General features: G+C 60.9%; 19 protein-coding genes and 1 riboswitch. Of the genes, 5 read left to right on the top strand and 14 right to left on the bottom strand.

Features of this window, described 5'->3' with window-relative positions:
* Window positions 1–3: 3 nt before the first annotated feature.
* From cobI to pip, 11 genes are all read right to left on the bottom strand, one after another.
* A complete protein-coding gene (gene cobI, locus DARO_RS08705) occupies window positions 4–807 on the bottom strand; it encodes a precorrin-2 C(20)-methyltransferase (RefSeq protein WP_011287441.1) in 804 nt (267 codons plus the stop codon).
* Window positions 804–2,090, bottom strand: a complete 1,287-nt coding sequence (locus DARO_RS08710; protein ID WP_011287442.1) for a bifunctional cobalt-precorrin-7 (C(5))-methyltransferase/cobalt-precorrin-6B (C(15))-methyltransferase — start codon at window positions 2,088–2,090, stop codon at window positions 804–806. Before DARO_RS08710 ends, cobI begins: the two co-directional genes overlap by 4 nt.
* Window positions 2,077–3,258, bottom strand: a complete 1,182-nt coding sequence (locus DARO_RS08715) for a cobalt-precorrin-5B (C(1))-methyltransferase (protein ID WP_011287443.1) — start codon at window positions 3,256–3,258, stop codon at window positions 2,077–2,079. The genes DARO_RS08710 and DARO_RS08715 overlap by 14 nt, the downstream gene beginning before the upstream one ends.
* A gap of 7 nt (window positions 3,259–3,265) precedes the next feature.
* Entirely contained in the window at window positions 3,266–3,943 is a 678-nt protein-coding gene (locus tag DARO_RS08720) for a precorrin-8X methylmutase (RefSeq protein WP_011287444.1), read from the bottom strand.
* Window positions 3,944–3,949: 6 nt separating this feature from the next.
* Entirely contained in the window at window positions 3,950–4,861 is a 912-nt protein-coding gene (locus DARO_RS08725) for a CbiX/SirB N-terminal domain-containing protein (protein WP_011287445.1), read from the bottom strand.
* Window positions 4,858–5,667, bottom strand: coding sequence for a precorrin-4 C(11)-methyltransferase (gene cobM / locus DARO_RS08730; protein WP_011287446.1), 810 nt, complete (start codon window positions 5,665–5,667; stop codon window positions 4,858–4,860). The genes DARO_RS08725 and cobM overlap by 4 nt, the downstream gene beginning before the upstream one ends.
* 31 nt (window positions 5,668–5,698) lie before the next feature.
* Window positions 5,699–6,574: an ABC transporter ATP-binding protein gene (locus tag DARO_RS08735; protein WP_011287447.1), complete on the bottom strand. Its 876-nt coding sequence runs from the start codon at window positions 6,572–6,574 to the stop codon at window positions 5,699–5,701.
* The gene (cbiQ, locus tag DARO_RS08740) at window positions 6,571–7,311 is read right to left on the bottom strand and encodes a cobalt ECF transporter T component CbiQ (RefSeq protein ID WP_011287448.1); all 741 of its coding nucleotides are present in this window, start codon (window positions 7,309–7,311) and stop codon (window positions 6,571–6,573) included. The genes DARO_RS08735 and cbiQ overlap by 4 nt, the downstream gene beginning before the upstream one ends.
* The gene (locus tag DARO_RS08745; RefSeq protein ID WP_011287449.1) at window positions 7,301–7,651 is read right to left on the bottom strand and encodes an energy-coupling factor ABC transporter substrate-binding protein; all 351 of its coding nucleotides are present in this window, start codon (window positions 7,649–7,651) and stop codon (window positions 7,301–7,303) included. The genes cbiQ and DARO_RS08745 overlap by 11 nt, the downstream gene beginning before the upstream one ends.
* On the bottom strand, window positions 7,648–8,325 hold the full coding sequence (locus DARO_RS08750; protein WP_011287450.1) for an energy-coupling factor ABC transporter permease: 678 nt from the start codon (window positions 8,323–8,325) through the stop codon (window positions 7,648–7,650). Before DARO_RS08750 ends, DARO_RS08745 begins: the two co-directional genes overlap by 4 nt.
* A gap of 146 nt (window positions 8,326–8,471) precedes the next feature.
* Window positions 8,472–8,679, bottom strand: a riboswitch (cobalamin riboswitch).
* Window positions 8,680–8,736: 57 nt separating this feature from the next.
* A complete protein-coding gene (gene pip, locus DARO_RS08755; RefSeq protein ID WP_011287451.1) occupies window positions 8,737–9,699 on the bottom strand; it encodes a prolyl aminopeptidase in 963 nt (320 codons plus the stop codon).
* A gap of 188 nt (window positions 9,700–9,887) precedes the next feature.
* Between pip and pqqA the strand changes: the two genes are divergently transcribed.
* The 5 genes from pqqA (at window position 9,888) to pqqE (ending at window position 13,070) form a co-directional block, all read left to right on the top strand.
* Complete coding sequence (gene pqqA, locus DARO_RS22225) at window positions 9,888–9,962, top strand: pyrroloquinoline quinone precursor peptide PqqA (RefSeq protein ID WP_083761603.1); 75 nt, start codon at window positions 9,888–9,890, stop codon at window positions 9,960–9,962.
* Window positions 9,963–10,031: 69 nt separating this feature from the next.
* Window positions 10,032–10,949 (top strand): pyrroloquinoline quinone biosynthesis protein PqqB, encoded by a 918-nt coding sequence (gene pqqB, locus DARO_RS08760; protein WP_011287452.1) that lies wholly within the window; start codon window positions 10,032–10,034, stop codon window positions 10,947–10,949.
* 5 nt (window positions 10,950–10,954) lie between these two features.
* Window positions 10,955–11,650: a pyrroloquinoline-quinone synthase PqqC gene (pqqC, locus tag DARO_RS08765; RefSeq protein WP_011287453.1), complete on the top strand. Its 696-nt coding sequence runs from the start codon at window positions 10,955–10,957 to the stop codon at window positions 11,648–11,650.
* Window positions 11,647–11,946, top strand: coding sequence for a pyrroloquinoline quinone biosynthesis peptide chaperone PqqD (gene pqqD / locus DARO_RS08770; RefSeq protein ID WP_011287454.1), 300 nt, complete (start codon window positions 11,647–11,649; stop codon window positions 11,944–11,946). Before pqqC ends, pqqD begins: the two co-directional genes overlap by 4 nt.
* Entirely contained in the window at window positions 11,943–13,070 is a 1,128-nt protein-coding gene (pqqE, locus tag DARO_RS08775; protein ID WP_011287455.1) for a pyrroloquinoline quinone biosynthesis protein PqqE, read from the top strand. Before pqqD ends, pqqE begins: the two co-directional genes overlap by 4 nt.
* Before the next feature lie 185 nt (window positions 13,071–13,255).
* Here pqqE and DARO_RS08780 read toward each other — a convergent pair whose 3' ends face one another.
* The 3 genes from DARO_RS08780 to DARO_RS08790 are packed head-to-tail and all read right to left on the bottom strand — an operon-like array spanning window position 13,256 to window position 15,956.
* Window positions 13,256–14,263, bottom strand: a complete 1,008-nt coding sequence (locus DARO_RS08780; RefSeq protein ID WP_011287456.1) for a lysylphosphatidylglycerol synthase transmembrane domain-containing protein — start codon at window positions 14,261–14,263, stop codon at window positions 13,256–13,258.
* A complete protein-coding gene (locus tag DARO_RS08785) occupies window positions 14,260–14,649 on the bottom strand; it encodes a GtrA family protein (RefSeq protein ID WP_011287457.1) in 390 nt (129 codons plus the stop codon). Before DARO_RS08785 ends, DARO_RS08780 begins: the two co-directional genes overlap by 4 nt.
* Complete coding sequence (locus DARO_RS08790; RefSeq protein WP_011287458.1) at window positions 14,646–15,956, bottom strand: NAD(P)/FAD-dependent oxidoreductase; 1,311 nt, start codon at window positions 15,954–15,956, stop codon at window positions 14,646–14,648. Before DARO_RS08790 ends, DARO_RS08785 begins: the two co-directional genes overlap by 4 nt.

A 15,956-nucleotide genomic window follows, 5' to 3' on the forward strand; every position in this document is an offset into this window, starting at 1 on the left:
GTTCTAGTTGATTGCGGGTAGCGAAGACTCGATGGCTTCCTTGCGTTTGCGGCAGCCGCGACGCAGTTCGCCGCGGACGCGTTTCGGGTTCTGGACCAGCATCAGGGACAGGTAATTGACCTTTTCGCCCTTCAGGCTGGCCACGTCGTGCACCACCCGCTCATCCGGTGAGCCGACTTTCTCGATGAAGACCGAGGTGGCGAGCAGGTCGCGCCGTTCAAGCAGGTCAATCACCTCGTCGACCAGCGGTTTGACCTTGAGCAGGGCCAGGGTGTCGAACTCGTCGAGCAGGTGGTCGATGACGGCGACCCCATAAGCGGCCGGAATGATGGCAAAGGTTTCGTCCTCTTCCGCCAGCGTTGTGCCGGTGGTTGCGGCCGCCGCAGCGAAGGAGGAAACGCCGGGAATGGTCTCGACCTCGATCTGCGGTACCAACTCGCGGACGACGCGGGCGAGGTGGCCGAAGGTGGCGAAGGTGGACGCATCGCCTTCGACCAGGAAAACCAGATCGCGTCCTTCGGCCAGCAGTTGGACGGTACGCTCGGCGGCACGGACCCAGGCCTTGGCCAGGATTTCGGCATCCCGGGTCATCGGGAAGACCAGTTCGACGGCATCAGCCGGAATGGCAATGCCGCCACGTTCGACGATGGACAGCGCGTAAGACGATTCTTCGGCCTTTTTGACCGGGTACAGCCAGCGGGCACCTGATTGAAGGGCGGCCCAGGCACGGCGGGTGATCAGTTCGGGATCGCCGGGGCCGAGTGAGGCGCCGATCAGCTTGCCGTGGGTTTTTGCGGCTTGAGTCATAGATTTTCCTTGCTTGCGCTAACAATCCACACCGGGTTCTGCGCGGCCATCCGGTGCATGTCGAGAATGGGCTGGCTGCGGCTGGCCTGAAGCTGGACGACATCCCAGGTGGCGCCGCATTCCTTGAGCGTTGCCGTGGCCGTGGCGAGGTTTTCCAGGGTGACGAAATTCATGACCAGCCGGCCACCCGGCTTCAGGCGGCCGAGGATCAGCTTGATCAACTCGGCCAGTTCGCCGCCGGAGCCGCCGATGAAGACGGCATCCGGGTCTGGCCAGCTATCGAGCTGCGCCGGGGCCTTGCCTTCGCACAGCGTGTAGTTGCCGATGCGGAAACGTTCGGCATTGGCCCTGGCATTGGCGGCATCGCCTTCGTTTTTCTCGATCGCCCAGACGTGGCCGAACGGGGCCAGCCGGGCGCATTCGAGGCCGACCGAGCCGGAGCCGGCACCGATGTCCCAGACGATGGCATCGGGTGCGAGGCGCAGCTTGGCCAGTGACAGCGCGCGGGCTTCCTGCTTGGTGATCAGGCCTTTTTCCGGCGAGCGCTGGATGTATTCGAGATCTTCCAGGCCAAAGCTCGGGCGGGGCGCCTCCGCTGCACGGTCGACCAGCACGACGTTCGGCTGCGGGAACTCCATGGTCGCGGCCTCGGCGGGGCTTAGGCCAGCGAAGATCTGCTCATCGGCCAGCAAGAGACGACAGGCGATCGACAGCTTGGCGTCATCGCCGTAACCGGCGGTGATCAGCGCCCGGGCCAGCCGGGCCGGCGTGTTTTCCGGGCCGGTAAAGAGCGCGACGCGCGGATGCCGGGCGATGGTCCGCATCAGCTTGTAGAGGCCGTGGGCCGGAGTGGCGCCGACAAACCATTCGCCGGCATCGGCGCTATGGCAGGTGGCAATCTTGATGTCCTGCCACGGTGTTTTGAAACGGGCAAAGGCCAGCTGCAAGGTCGATACCGCCGGCAGGATATCGAATCCGTCGCGCCCCAGCTTGCCGGTCAGCCACGAGGCGATGCCGTGGCAGAGCGGGTCGCCGGTGGCCAGCGCGGCCACCGTTTGGCCGGCGTCGCGGGCAGCCAGTATCCAGCCGCTAACCTGGCCGAGCGCGCCGTCCATGTCCTTCAGCGTTGCGCCGGCGGACAAGTGCGGGCGAACCAGTTCCAGCGTCCGCCCGGCACCGATCACGATATCGGCTGCCGCCAGACGCTGGCGGGCGGTTTCGGACAAACCCGCCCAGCCGTCATCGAGAATGCCAATCAAGGCACATTGATCAGAGCGCTTCATCTTCATTCACCCGACAAATAAATTGACCTTCGAAATCGCAGACCAGCACGGCCAGGCGGTAATTGCCGGGGTACTTGTCCTTGAGACTGCGGATGGCCTTGATGGCCAGTTGGCGATGAAAAGTCACGGCAAGACCGAGGCTGGCCAGCCGTTCGGCGGCAAAGCGCGCGGTTTCGGCCGAGCGGATTTCCTCGATCAGATCATCCGGGGCGCCAACTTCACGCGCCGAATCGGCCAGGATGTCGCGGTCGACCTCCGCCTTCCAGGCGTGCGTGACGGCCAGCCCCTGGCACATCTTGGTCAGCTTGCCGACCATCGCCCCGACATAAACGGTGGGCAACTTGTGCTTGATGGCGCTGCTGAAGGCGGCCTTGACGAAGTCGCCCATCTGGACGAAACAGGATTCGTCGAGGTCCGGCAATTGGCGCATGGCGAATTTCTCGGTGCGCCCGCCCGTCGTGAAAACGACGCTGGTCTGGCCCTGTTTGGCCGCCACATCCACGGCCTGCACGACGCTGGCCCGGAAGGCGGCCGTCGAGTAGGGACGGACGATGCCGGTGGTGCCGAGGATGGAAATGCCGCCGAGGATGCCGAGCCGCGCATTCAGCGTCTTTTTCGCCATCTCGTCGCCGCCCGGCACGGAAATGGTGACTTCCAGGCCATCGTGGTCGAGTAACTCGCCGGCAACGGCGCGCACGTTGTCGAGGATATTGCGGCGCGGCACCGGGTTGATTGCCGGGCCGCCGACTTCCAGCCCAAGACCGTCCTTGGTCACGACGCCGACGCCGAAACCGCCCTTGAGGACGATTTCGCCAGCCCGATCGGGCAACAGCCGCACATCGGCCGTCATGTGCGCGCCATGCGTGGCGTCCGGGTCATCGCCGGCATCCTTGATGATCACGGCATGGGCCAGGCCGGAGGATTCCTCGACGCAGCCATCGGTGACGGCAAAGGCTTGCTCCTGACCGTTGGGCAGGCGGCAGATCACTGTGTCCGGTACTTCGCTGAGCAGCAGGCCGAGCGTTGCGGCACGGGCGGCGGCGGCGGAACAGGCGCCGGTGGTGAAGCCGGTGCGATTGCCGCGTTCCCGCCTGGCGCTTCCCTTGCGTATTTTTTCAGGCGTGGCGGCTTGTTCCGCCGCCTCGCCCACCCTGGTTTCATCGCTCATGCCGGACTCAGGCCACCGACTTGTGCTGTTCGGCCTCGGCCAGCGACAGCATGGCGTGGATTGCCGCAACCACCAGGGTCGAGCCGCCCTTGCGCCCCTTGATGGCGACCCAGGGCACTTCGTTGACGGTCATCATCAGATCCTTCGATTCGGCCGCTGAAACGAAACCGACCGGCATCGCGACCACCAGCGCCGGACGGACGCCTTCCTCGCGAATCAGGCGGACCAGTTCGATCAGTGCAGTCGGCGCATTGCCGATGCCAACGATGGCGCCATCGAGCTTGCCCAGACGCTGGGCCTTGCGCATGGCCTGGACGGCGCGGGTGGTGTCTTCGGCCCTGGCCTGCTCGATGACGTCTTCATCGGAAATGTAGTGGTGCGTGCTCAGGCCGAAGTGCTGCAGGCGTGGCTTGGAGAGGCCGACGCAGATCATCTCGACATCGGCGACGATCGGCGTATTGCCCTTCAACACCGCCTGAAAGCCGGCGCGCATGGCTTCCTGATGAAAGGCGGTCAGGCCGTTGAACTCGAAGTCGGCGTTGGCGTGGATCATGCGGCGAACCAGTGGCCACTGCTCGTCGGTATAGGTGTGCGGGCCGGCTTCTGCATCGATCACGGCAAATGAATCGTGCTCGATGGCACGGCCGGCGGCGGTCAGTTGTTCGGTGATAGTGTTGGTGGTCATGTCGGCTCAGGCGTGGGCGTGTTGGCAATGGACGTGATCGTGGGCGTGTTCGTGGCTGTGGCTGTGGCCGCAACCGCCGGTCGCGGTATGGCTGTGATCGTGCAGGTGTTCGTCTTCGGCCAGCTCGCGATACTTGCAGCCATCGCATTCGAGCATGCGGCCTTCCGGCAGCTCGCCGTTGACCTTCTCGTCGAGCAGCTCGAAAACCCCCTGGTCGAAGCCGAAGTGCGTGCCGAGCGCGAAGCTGATCTGCGGATATTGTTGCCGCAGACGTTCCACCTGGGCCTGAATCCGCTCGATCAGCACGCCGGTGAACAGATAGACCGGGACGATGGCAATCTGCATCATGCCGAGCTTGACCTGGCGCTGCACCACGGTTTCCAGGCGGGGCCAGGTCACACCGGTGAAGGCGAGATCGACTAGTTCGTGTTCGTTCTCCTCGAAAATCCAGCGTGCCATCTTGGCCAGTTCGCCATTGGCGCCGGCATCCGAAGAGCCGCGACCGAGCAGCACGACGCCCGTGGTCATCGGGTCGGGAACGGCCATCTGCTTGATCAGGCGATCCAGCTGGCCCTGCAGCACGGCGAACATTTCGCGCCCCATGCCGAGGTGACGGGTGACGGCGAATTCGACCGCCGGATGGCGCAAGCGGGCACTTTCAATCGCGGCTGGCAACTCCATTTTGACGTGGCCGGCGGCGTTCAGAATGAAGGGAATGACCAGCACTTTTTTCGCCTGGCGGGCTGCGCGGTCAAGACCATCGTCGAGCAGCACCTCGGCGTGCTCGATGAAGCAGACCTCGATGCGCCATGCCGGGTGGCGTTCGCGCCACTGGGCAGCAAAATTGATCGTTTCCTTGTTGCCTTCCCGGCCGCGCGAGCCGTGGCCGACCAGCAGGATGGTGGTTTCAGTGTTCATGGGTTGATCTCCGGGGTGACGGCAGAGGCCGGGCTTGCCTTGCGGAAGCGGTGCGTAAAGGCGGGGTCGTAGAGCTTGGAACGGATCAGGTCTGGCCAGTCGGCCGCGCCCAGCGTTGGGCTGGCGACGATCATGGCCTGGCTGCCGACTTTCTCGGCCTGGCACTTTTGCTTGATGTCGGCCAGCGTGCCGCGAATGATTTTTTCCTGCCCCGGCCAACTCGCTTTCTGGACGACCAGAATCGGCGCATCGTCGACCCAGCCGGCCGCCCGCAGGGCCTCCTGAACCTTGTGCAGCAGGGTGATCGACAGATAGATGCACAAGGTCGTCTTGTGCGCGGCCAGCAATTCGAGATCTTCACCCGGCGGCATCGGCGTACGACCGGCGACGCGGGTCAGGATGACGGTCTGGGTGACTTCCGGTAGCGTCAGTGTTTCACCGGCCGCAGCCATCGAGGCCATGGCCGAAGAAACGCCGGGTACCACGGCCCATTCGATGCCGGCGGCGGTCAGCGGCTGAGTCATTTCGATCAGCGCGCCATAGAGTCCCGGATCACCGGTTTGCAGGCGAACGACGGTTTCGTGAAGCTGGGCGCGCTCGATCAACCACGCAGTCATCTCGTCCAGCGTCATATCCTTGGAGTCGCGGATATCGCAGCCGTCCGGCGCGAACAGCGTCGCGGCCTGATCGACCAGCGAGCCGGCAAAGAGCACGGCGCCGGATGCTTCGAGCAGCTTGCGCCCCTTGACCGTGATCAGGTCGGGATCGCCCGGGCCGGCGCCGACAAACCAGATTTTCCCGGCCATCAGCAGGTTCTCCGACGGTGAGCAGCAATTTTCAGGTAATTTCGCATGAGCTTTCCTTTGGGTAATTGGTCGCTGCCAACATGGCCAACAGACTTGCGGCACAGCGCGGGACTGGCCCGGCTGGTGCGGTAGGCAACAGGCCATGAGCCAGCAGGGCACGATAGAGGCTGATCACCTCGGGCAGCGGCAAGCCGATGTCGGCCAGCGCCTGGCTGTGATCGCCCAGTTCTTGGGCATTCAGCGACGCCGTACAGCGGCCATCAGCCATCAGGTGAATCCGTTCCGCCCAGCGGTAGGCGAAATCGATATCGTGGGTGGCCACCAGCAAGGTGATGCCTCGTTCGTGCAAGCCGTCGAGCACCACCATCAGGTCTGCCTGCATGGCGTAGTCAAGGCCGGCCATCGGCTCGTCGAGGATCAGCAATTCCGGCTCCATGGCCAGCACCCCGGCAATGCAGACGCGTTTTTTCTGACCGAAGCTGAGGTTATGCACGGCCTTGTCGGCCTGTGCCTGCATGCCGACTGCCTGCAAGGCCCCGGCAACGCGCTGGCGGACGGTGGTCATGTCCAGGCCGAGATTGAGCGGGCCGAAGGAAACGTCCTCCTGCACGCTCGCGGAAAAAAGCTGGCGATCCGGGTTCTGAAAGACCATGCCGACCTTGCTGCGCAGTTCGCGCAGGCTAGCCCGGCCGTAATCGACTGCGCTGCCGGCATAGCTCACCACGCCCGTCTGTGGGCGCAACAAGGCATTGCAGTGCTGGAACAGGGTGGTCTTCCCCGAACCATTGGCGCCAATCAGCACATTGCGGCTGCCTCGCCGGATGGCGAGCGAACAATCCTTGAGCCCGACACTGCCGTCGGGATAGCGATAGCTGACCTGGCTCAACTCAAGCAAGGGCGCACTCATCTCAGCACCAGCGCGAGGGCGATCAGGCTACTGCCGGCCAGTGCGGCAATGCAGCAATCGCGTCCGGCATGTGGGAACACCGGCTCGATGAAACGGAGCGGGCCATCGTTGTTGCGTGCCTGGGCGGCAACATGCAAGGCGTGGGCGCGCTGCCAAACCTGCAGGGTCAAATTGGCCGCCAGCTCCCCCAGCGAACGCATGGCCAGCCGGGGGGAGGCATAGCCGAGACGGGCCGATTGAGCGGTCAGCGTTTCATCGATGGCCGCCGAGAATACGAACAGCATGCGATAGCAGAGAACCATGATTTCGAGCAGCAACTCCGGCGTTTTCAGGCGACGGAGCAGGGCGATCAGATCGATCAACGGCGTGGTCAGGATGAGAAAGAGCAAGGCAGCCAAGGCGCCAAGCGAGCGGGCACCAACTTCCGCCAGCTTGTGCCAACCCGTCGGTGCCACCTGCAAGACCGGCCCGCTATTGCCGACATCGACAGAAAAAGCCAGCGACAGGCAGCCGAGTGCCAGAAACAACAAGGCCGGTGCGCCAACGCGCAAGTAGGAAAGCAGCGCGATGCCGGCCCCCAGCACAGTCACTGTCATCAGCACCGCAGCGATGATGGCGGCGGTCGATGGCGCGCTGGCGGCAAACGCCGCAGCCAGGGCACTGGCCGCAAAAAGCCCCTTGGCGGCCGGCGAAACCGGGCGCCAGCGATTGGCGTAGGCCGCTTGCTCAATCAGCACTGGCAGCCTTCTCCGGCGTCTCGGCCGCTGCGCATCGCATCTTTTCCCGGGCTACTGAAACGCCCAGGTAATAGCCAATGAAGCCGGCGCCAAGGGCCGCCTGCAGGGCAAACAGCAGCGATGCGATTTCGCCGCTGGCCGGCTCGAGGACAGGCTCGAACCATGGCTGATAAGCGGGGGCGATCCGGCCGATCAGGTCTTTGGCCTGATTGTCGGCGCCGCCAAAAATCTCGACCGGCTTGCCGCTGCCATCTGTTGCCGGCGTCGAGTGCAGCCATAGTGGCACCACGGCGAGCAGTACCACGGCGAGCAGCAACAACCGGTTCTGATAGCGCTTCATGCCCTGGCCTTATCGGCAGGAAGCAGCTTCAGTTCTTGCAGCTCCTGCGGGTTGAAACGGGCCAAGGCATTGAAAATCAGCACAGTCAGAAACCCCTCGCTGATCGCCAGAGGAATTTGTGTGACGGCGAAAATGCCGGCGAACTTGGCGAATGACGTGACAAAACCACCGGCCGGGTCAGGGAAGGCCCAGGCCAGTTGCAGCGAGGTCGTCACGTAGGTCGATAGGTCGGCCAGACTGGCCGCGAGAAAGACGCTGACGGCAAACGAGGCCTTCAGGCTGCGCGCCAGGTGAAAAATGCCGGCGGCAGCAAACGGACCAACGACAGCCATCGAGAAAATGTTGGCACCGAGGGTGGTCAGGCCGCCGTGGGCAAGTAGCAAGGCCTGGAAAAGCAGCACCACCGCCCCGATAGGCGCCATGGCGACCGGGCCGAAGAGTAGGGCGCCAAGTCCGGTGCCGGTCGGGTGTGAACAGCTGCCGGTGACGGAAGGCAGTTTCAGCGCCGAGAGAACAAAGGCGAAGGCCGCGGCAACGCCAAGCAGCATGCGCTGTTCCGGTTTGTCCCGAATGCGCTTCTTGATGGCCAGCAGGCCTCCGGCGACGAATGGCACCGCGGCGATCGTCCAGCCGACCGCGTGCTCGAAGGGCAAAAAGCCTTCCATGATGTGCATGATTCTCTCCCACAGCGAGAAATGGCAAACAGCACCAGGCCGTGGAAAAGTCTTGAAGATCGGAAGAGTGGCTGCGGTCGGGAGTCATCCCGAAGAACGGATTGCCGGCAGCAAATCAACAGAACCTCGCCCTCACCCCGGGGATTGGTACTTCGTTGATTTGGGCCGGTCTTCTGGCTCGCCTTCGTTCTTCTCCACCAACCTTCCCATGCAATGCACAGTGGCGTGGGGTGGAGTCGTCAGGCTTACAGCAGCGGGGGCTGCGCCGGAATGTCTGCTTGCACAGAGTCACCGGCTTCCCGTTTCACCCGCCCCGCGAACGCGAGGCAAGGCACCCAAAACATGGCGGATTGTACAGAAAAATTGTATGCAGTGAGCGTATTGTCAATCTTTGCTGGTCTGCATTTTTTATCAGGCCTCGGAAATGTCGAAGTTTCCCGCTTCGGAAAAGTGGTGCAGAAACGCGATCCAGGCGCTGCTCATGGCCGGGTGAAAGGGATCGTGGCCAGCGCCGTCGGCCCATGCCAGGCGACTCCCCGGGATCGCCTGCTGCAAGCGCCTGGCGTTCTCCGGCTGGCACACACAGTCCAGCTGGCCGTGAACGATGGCCACGGGGACCGCAGGCAAACGGGCAATGAGACTGAAAATGCCCGTTTCGCCAAGAAAGCATTGCTGCGCCAAATAGTGCGCTTGTATCCGGTATTTCCTGACCAGGCGATCCTGCGTCGCAAGATCATCGAGTTCAGGCGAGGGGGGCGGTGCCAGGCCAGGCTGCGCCAGGCTTTGCTCATAGCGGGCCCAGGCTACTGCGGCTTGTCTTGCCTGCGCCAGGTCGGTGCCATTCAGGTATCGGCGCAAGCCGCTCAGAAGGTCGGAGTTCTCTGGCGCGACCTGCGCGGCAAAGGCTTCCCACGCTTGGGGAACGAGTGCTTTGGCGCCCTGAAAAAACCATTGAATGTCGTGATCTCCGGCAAGAAATACGCTACGCACCAGTATTCCGAGTACGGCCTGTGGGGTATTTGCGGTATAGGCTAGTGCCAGCGTGGCGCCCCATGAGCCGCCGCTGACCAGCCAGCGTGCAATTCCGAGATGAAGGCGCAGGCGCTCGATGTCGGCAATCAGCGCATTCAGATGGTTGGCGTGCAGTTCTCCCTGAGGCAGCGAACGCCCGCAGCCGCGCTGGTCGAAGAGGACTGTATGGAAGCGCTCCGGGTCATAGAGCGTGCGCATTCTGGCGCTGGTGCCACTTCCAGGACCGCCGTGCAGCACCACAACGGGCAGGCCACGCGGATTTCCGCAGGTCTCGAAATATAGCCGGTGCCCGTCCCCGACATCGAGATAGCCAGTTCTCAGCGGTTCAAGAGGGGAAAACATAAGTGAAATTTGCGAAATGGGAACAGCACCTTAGCAGGGGAATGAGGGGATGCATCAATTTGTCGAATCATGAAAATCTGTAGGCGTTTCTGAAGGCTTTCTCGAGGCACCGGGAAATCGCTCTGGGTACGATGGGTTCAGGTCCGGTGCCGTGCATCGAACCTTACTCAACTTAATGGAGACACAACATGACCTGGACGACCCCGCAAGCCTGTGATCTGCGTTTTGGCTTCGAAATCACGATGTACGTGGCGGCCCGCTAAGGGGGCCGAGACGGCCGGAGGCAGCTGCCTTCGGCCATTTCCGCAGAGCATGAGCCTGAATAGCCAATTATGAAAATACGTGTCCTTGGTGCCGGTGCCGGCGGTGGCTTTCCGCAGTGGAATTGTGCCTGCCGCAACTGCCAGGGCGTGCGCGATGGCAGCATCTCGGCCCTGCCGCGTACTCAGTCGTCGATCGCCGTCAGTCCGGATGGCAAGGACTGGGTGCTGGTCAATGCCTCGCCCGACATCCTGCAACAATTGCGCGCCTTTCCTGCTGCTTCGCCTGGGCCGGCGCTGCGCGGCAGTCCGATCAAGTCGATTGTCCTGGCGGATGCCCAGATCGACCATACCACCGGCCTCTATATGCTGCGCGAGCACAACGTGCGCTGGCCGATCTGGGCTGCGGCCCCGGTCCATGAAGACCTGACGCGCGGCAACCCCATCCTCGCCTTGCTCGACCACTATTGCGGGGTGGATTGGCGAAATCTCCCCTTCGATGGCCGGCCCTTTGCTCCGGAGGGTAGTGCGCAACTGAAATGGTTTGCCCTGCCACTGAGCAGTGCAGCGCCGCCTTACTCGCCGCACCGCAACGCACCGGCAGCAGGCGACAATATCGGTCTGACGGTCATCGATCCGAACAGTGGCGGCCGCGTGTTCTACGCGCCCGGGCTGGCTGAAATCTCGTCTTCCGTTCAGGCGCAGATGGAAGCCGCGGATTGCGTGCTGGTCGATGGCACCTTCTGGACCGACGACGAGATGATTCAGCTGGGCATTTCCAGCAAACGCAGTAGCGACATCGGCCATTTGGCCCAGTCCGGCAGCGGCGGCATGATCGAGCATCTTGGCCGCTTGCCGGCCAGGACTCGGCGCATTCTCATCCACATCAACAACACCAACCCAATCCTCGATGAGAACTCGCGGGAACGGGCAATCCTCGACGCCGCCGGCATCGAAGTGGCCTTTGACGGAATGGAGATCAACTTGTGAGCAATATGATGACCCCGTGGAATCACGCCGAATTCGAGGCGAAACTGCGCGACAAGGGGGCCGCTTACCACATCTACCATCCGTTCAACGTCTTGCTGAACACCGGGCAGGCGAAGCGCGAACAGATCCAGGGCTGGGTGGCCAACCGCTACTATTACCAGATCATCATCCCGGTCAAGGATGCGGCGATCATGTCCAACTGCCCTGATCGCGAAATACGGCGCGACTGGATTCAGCGCATCATCGACCACGATGGCCGTGGCGACGACGCCGGTGGTATCGAAGCGTGGATTCGCCTAGGTGAAGCGGTCGGGCTGGCGCGAGAAGAAATCACCGATCTGCGCCACGTTATTCCAGCCGTGCGCTTTGCCTGTGATGCCTATCTCAACTTCTGTCGCCGGCAGCCGTGGCAGGAAGCGGTGTGTTCGTCGCTGACCGAGTTGTTCGCGCCGAAGATTCACAAGGAGCGCCTGGCCAACTGGCCCGAGTTCTACCCATGGATCGAATCGACCGGCCTGCAGTATTTTCGTAACCGGGTTACCCAGGCCAGGCGCGACGTCGAGCAGGGGCTGGCGGTTACCCTAGACTACTTCGATACCCCGGCCCTGCAGGCTCGTGCGCTGGACATCCTGCAGTTCAAGCTCGACATCCTGTGGTCAATGAACGATGCCATGGCGCTGCGCTATGGCGTCAACAAATGACTACCCCTTTGCCGGCCGAGGGGCGTCCTCGTATCGGCCGCCTGTTCCGCTTCCAGTGGGAGCCGGCGCAGCAGGCTTACGTGTTGCTCTATCCGGAAGGCATGGTCAAGCTGAACCAGAGCGCCGGTGAGATTCTCCGGCGCTGCGACGGCCAGTGCAGCGTAGCGGAGGTGGTGGCCGACCTTGAGCGAACTTTCGCCACCAGCGGCCTGCAGGGGGAGGTCGAAGCCTTTCTCGCCATGGCTGAAGAGAAGGGCTGGGTGAGCTGGGACAGCACAGCGGAATCTGCCTTATGAACAATCAGCGCCCACCCCATCCGCTCTGGCTGTTGGCCGAGGTGACCTACCGCTGCCCGCTGCACTGTGCCTTCTGCTACAACCCCGTCGATTTTGCGGCTGCGGGACCGGAGCTGACCACCGAGGAATGGCTCAGGGTGATTCGTCAGGCCCGGGCCCTGGGCGCAGCCCAGTTCGGCATTTCTGGCGGCGAACCGATGCTCCGCGACGATATCGAGATTCTCGTCGCCGAAGCGCGCCAGCTAGGCTTCTACACCAACCTGATCACCTCCGGCATCGGCCTCACTGCGCCGCGTCTGGCCGCTTTGAAGGCTGCCGGGCTGGACCATATCCAGCTTTCCTTCCAGGATGCCAGCCGCGAAGCCAACGACCTGATCACCAATACCCGTACCTTCGAACTGAAGCAGGAGGTGACATGCCTGACCAAGGCACACGGCTATCCGACGGTGATCAACTGCGTGCTGCATGCGGCGAATATCGACCACGTGGACCGCATCATCGAAATGGCTGTTGAACTTGGTGCCGAATATCTGGAGCTGGCCAATACCCAATATCACGGCTGGGGCTTTCTCAATCGCAGCGCACTAATGCCATCGGCCGAGCAATTGCGGCAGGCCGAGGCAATAACCGAGCAATGGCGGGCACGGCTCGGCAAACGGATGAAGATTTTCTTCGTTGCCCCGGATTATCAGGAAAACCGGCCGAAGAAATGCATGAACGGCTGGGGTGAAGTTTTCCTCTCGGTCACCCCGGATGGTCTGGCGCTTCCCTGCCACACCGCACGCATGTTGCCGGGCTTCGCCTTCCCCGATGTGCGCAAGCAGGATCTGGCGTCGATCTGGTACGAGTCAGAGGCGTTCAATCGCTTCCGTGGTACCGCCTGGCTGCCCGAGCCTTGTCGCAGTTGCGACGAAAAGGAGAAAGATCATGGCGGCTGTCGTTGCCAGGCTTTCATGCTGACTGGCGATGCTGGCGCCACCGACCCGGTTTGCGAAAAATCGCCGCAACACGGACTCATCGATAGCGCTCTCAAACTGGCCGCGGAAGTACGTTCTGGGCGGTTGGATCAGCCTATCGTTTTTCGTGACCCGAAAACATCTCGCCAACTCAAACGTCCCTTCTGACTGGTCGGGAGGAAATCTGGCTACCGTCAGAAATACCGTCAGATACCACTGCCGCAAGTGGTTGTCGCGGTGCGATTCCCTTCGGGCGATGGTGACGGTGGTAATCGGCAACACACCGTAGGCTCATTTCGACGGCTCAGACTCACCCTCCATGACAGCAGCAGGTGTACTGAGCCTTCGTTCTCTCAGGGCACAGCGTTGCTCGATAGACCCTTTGTTCTCGGTTCTTGGGCAGACACGATCAACAACGAAAAAACACCTAGTAACATCCCAAACCAGAGTGTCACCAGGCGAATTGAAATTGCCAAGGACATTGCACTACTATCGCTTACGCCGTGCTCTACCAATTGAAAAACCAGAGCTGCCTCCATTGCGCCGAGCCCCCCTGGGATCATACTCGCCGCACCGAACAGCGTTGCTTGCACGAAGATCAACACGCAGTCAGCAATTGAAATGCCAGTCCCCAAAACATGGCAGAACCAGGAAAACACCAGTGCCTGTGTCCCATAGGCAAGCATGGCGACAACCGAAAAAGCTGAAACTCTTGGGAGAGTCCATACTTTCGCCCAAGCTTCAAGTGTTGCTTGCCCAACCTTGATGGGGAAGTACGTCATAGAACGGCCAAGTCGGCCCCATCCAGCGCTAGCAAAAGGGTGTAATAACAGGTATGCGAAGGCGCTGCTTCCCAGCAGGACTAATACCAGCGACAACAGCCATACCCAAGCAAAATGCTGACCAGCGATCATGGCGGCCAGCATACCCAGCAAAATCATCCCTAAAACATCCGACCCCCTGTCGACGAGGAATGCGGCGAGGCTGTTCGTAACCCTCACGCCGTGCTGAACCAGCAAAGCAGAACGAAATGTTTCTCCGGACTTTCCCGGCGTTGCAGTCAATGCAAGCCCAGAAAGGTAAATGCCCAAATGAGTGAGTCTGGGCACGGTATACACGAGGCACCGAAGCGAAAATTCCCATCGCCCAAAGCGCCATAGATAAGAACTACTCGACAGAACGGCACCGATCAGCAACGTCTGCAGTCCTAAAGAAGCAAAGGCCGTCACTGTGTCCTGCCAACCAAACCAGAAAACAGCAGCCAGATAGAGCAGCACCCCAATGGCGACAAACCAGATAATGGCCCGAATGGTGCGCCGCTCCAGAAGAGCAAACTGGAGTCGAGCGACGAACTTATTCATCGAAACGTTAAAAACTTGTGGCCGAAATAGCTGGTGAGCACCGGCACGAGCACACCCACCAAATGACCTAGCGCCTCGGCGTTATCCATGATGCCAACTGATGGCAGCACCCAGCGAGCCAGAAGCAGGCTGATCGCCAATGTCTGAAGCACTGCTAAAACGTTTACCCCTATGAACTTGGTCAGCTGTGGTGCAAGTGGCCCCTGTCTCGCATTGAAAACAAGCCCTCGCATCAGTAGAAAAGCGACCAGCATCCCCACTAGATAGGCTAAAAAGACTGCAACGCCGTAGGTAAAAAAAATACTGAAGACAAATCGTGAGCCAAAGTTTGCTCCGGCAGCAACGCCCCCTGCTACCAGGAAACGCAAGAATTGTGGCGTGATCATTTCCCGACAGAACCCGCGTCTTTCACTGTAGCCATCTTCGCCATTTGTCGCCCAAACCCAATGCTTTCCGAGATGCCACGGTCTTCCGGATAGTAGTAAGAGGTATCTGCTACCCAAAGGCCCTGCACAGGCAATGCAACAGGAGGAAGCACTTCCAGATACCCCGGGTCACAAATTGGCTGTGCGTATCGATAACGGCTGGCACGCATGTCAACAAAATCTGCATCAGTAAGCGCTGGATTGATCTTCTTGAGATAGCGCCGTACTTTGTTCAGAAAGACTTCATCAGGCTCGGCATACAAGGGATGCTCACCCGGAACGTAAAACGGCACATACACGACGTGTTGGCCGAGTGGGCGCAGGTTCGTATACTCCACCAAGCCAGGTATATCCATCTCTGGGTCATTGGTGTTCAACCAGAAGTTCTCGGTGACGGCCTTCTTGAGCTTGGCAATCACGCAGACGACTGCGATATTTTTGATCGCCTTGAATTTGGCCAAAACATCTGCAGGCAATTCCGGCATGAGCTTAGGCACATAAGGCAGCGGAATCGTGCTGATCACCTTATCGAATGATTCAAGCTGGCCCGAAACCTGAACGCCAAGCACATTGCCATTACGAATGACAACCTTTTCAATGGCTGATTTCAAGCGAATCTCGCCGCCCCTGGCTTCAATAGATGCCCTGAGTGCATTTAGCAAGGTGCTCGAGCCGCCTTCAAGGTATCCCAGTTTCTCGCGGAACAGGCTGTAGCGAGAGCGCCCAATACGACGGATACGGCTCCAAATCCATGCGGCTGACAACCCATGGGCGTAATCGTAGAACTTGTAGTCAAAAAGCCGCTGCCACAGCACCTCCCAAGCCTCGGCACCCACCCAGCGCTTGATCCAGCCACTGGCTTCCACCTTATCCAGTGGGCGCCAGTCATCGCGTTTAGTAGACAGGAAGGCATGCAAGCCATATCGGAGTTTGGCAATAAAGCTCAAGCCACGGAACTTGACCAGTGCAAGCGGATTACCCCAAGGCTGCAAACGACCTTGGTACCAGTAGCCCATCTTGGTCTCCGTCCAACGCATCTGGTCGGCAATCCCCAATTCCTCGAGCACCTGCAAAAAAGCATGATCGGAAATGCAATGAAAATGGTAGTACCTTTCGATCTCCAAGCCGCCAAAATCAAAAGTGGCGGTCATGCCCCCCAAACGATCGTCTGCTTCGAACAGTACCGGCCGGTGCCCATCGAGTGCCAACTGGTAAGCGACTGCCAAACCCATGGGGCCAGCACCTAAAACGGCAATTCTCTGCCCCAT

Source organism: Dechloromonas aromatica RCB, assembly GCF_000012425.1.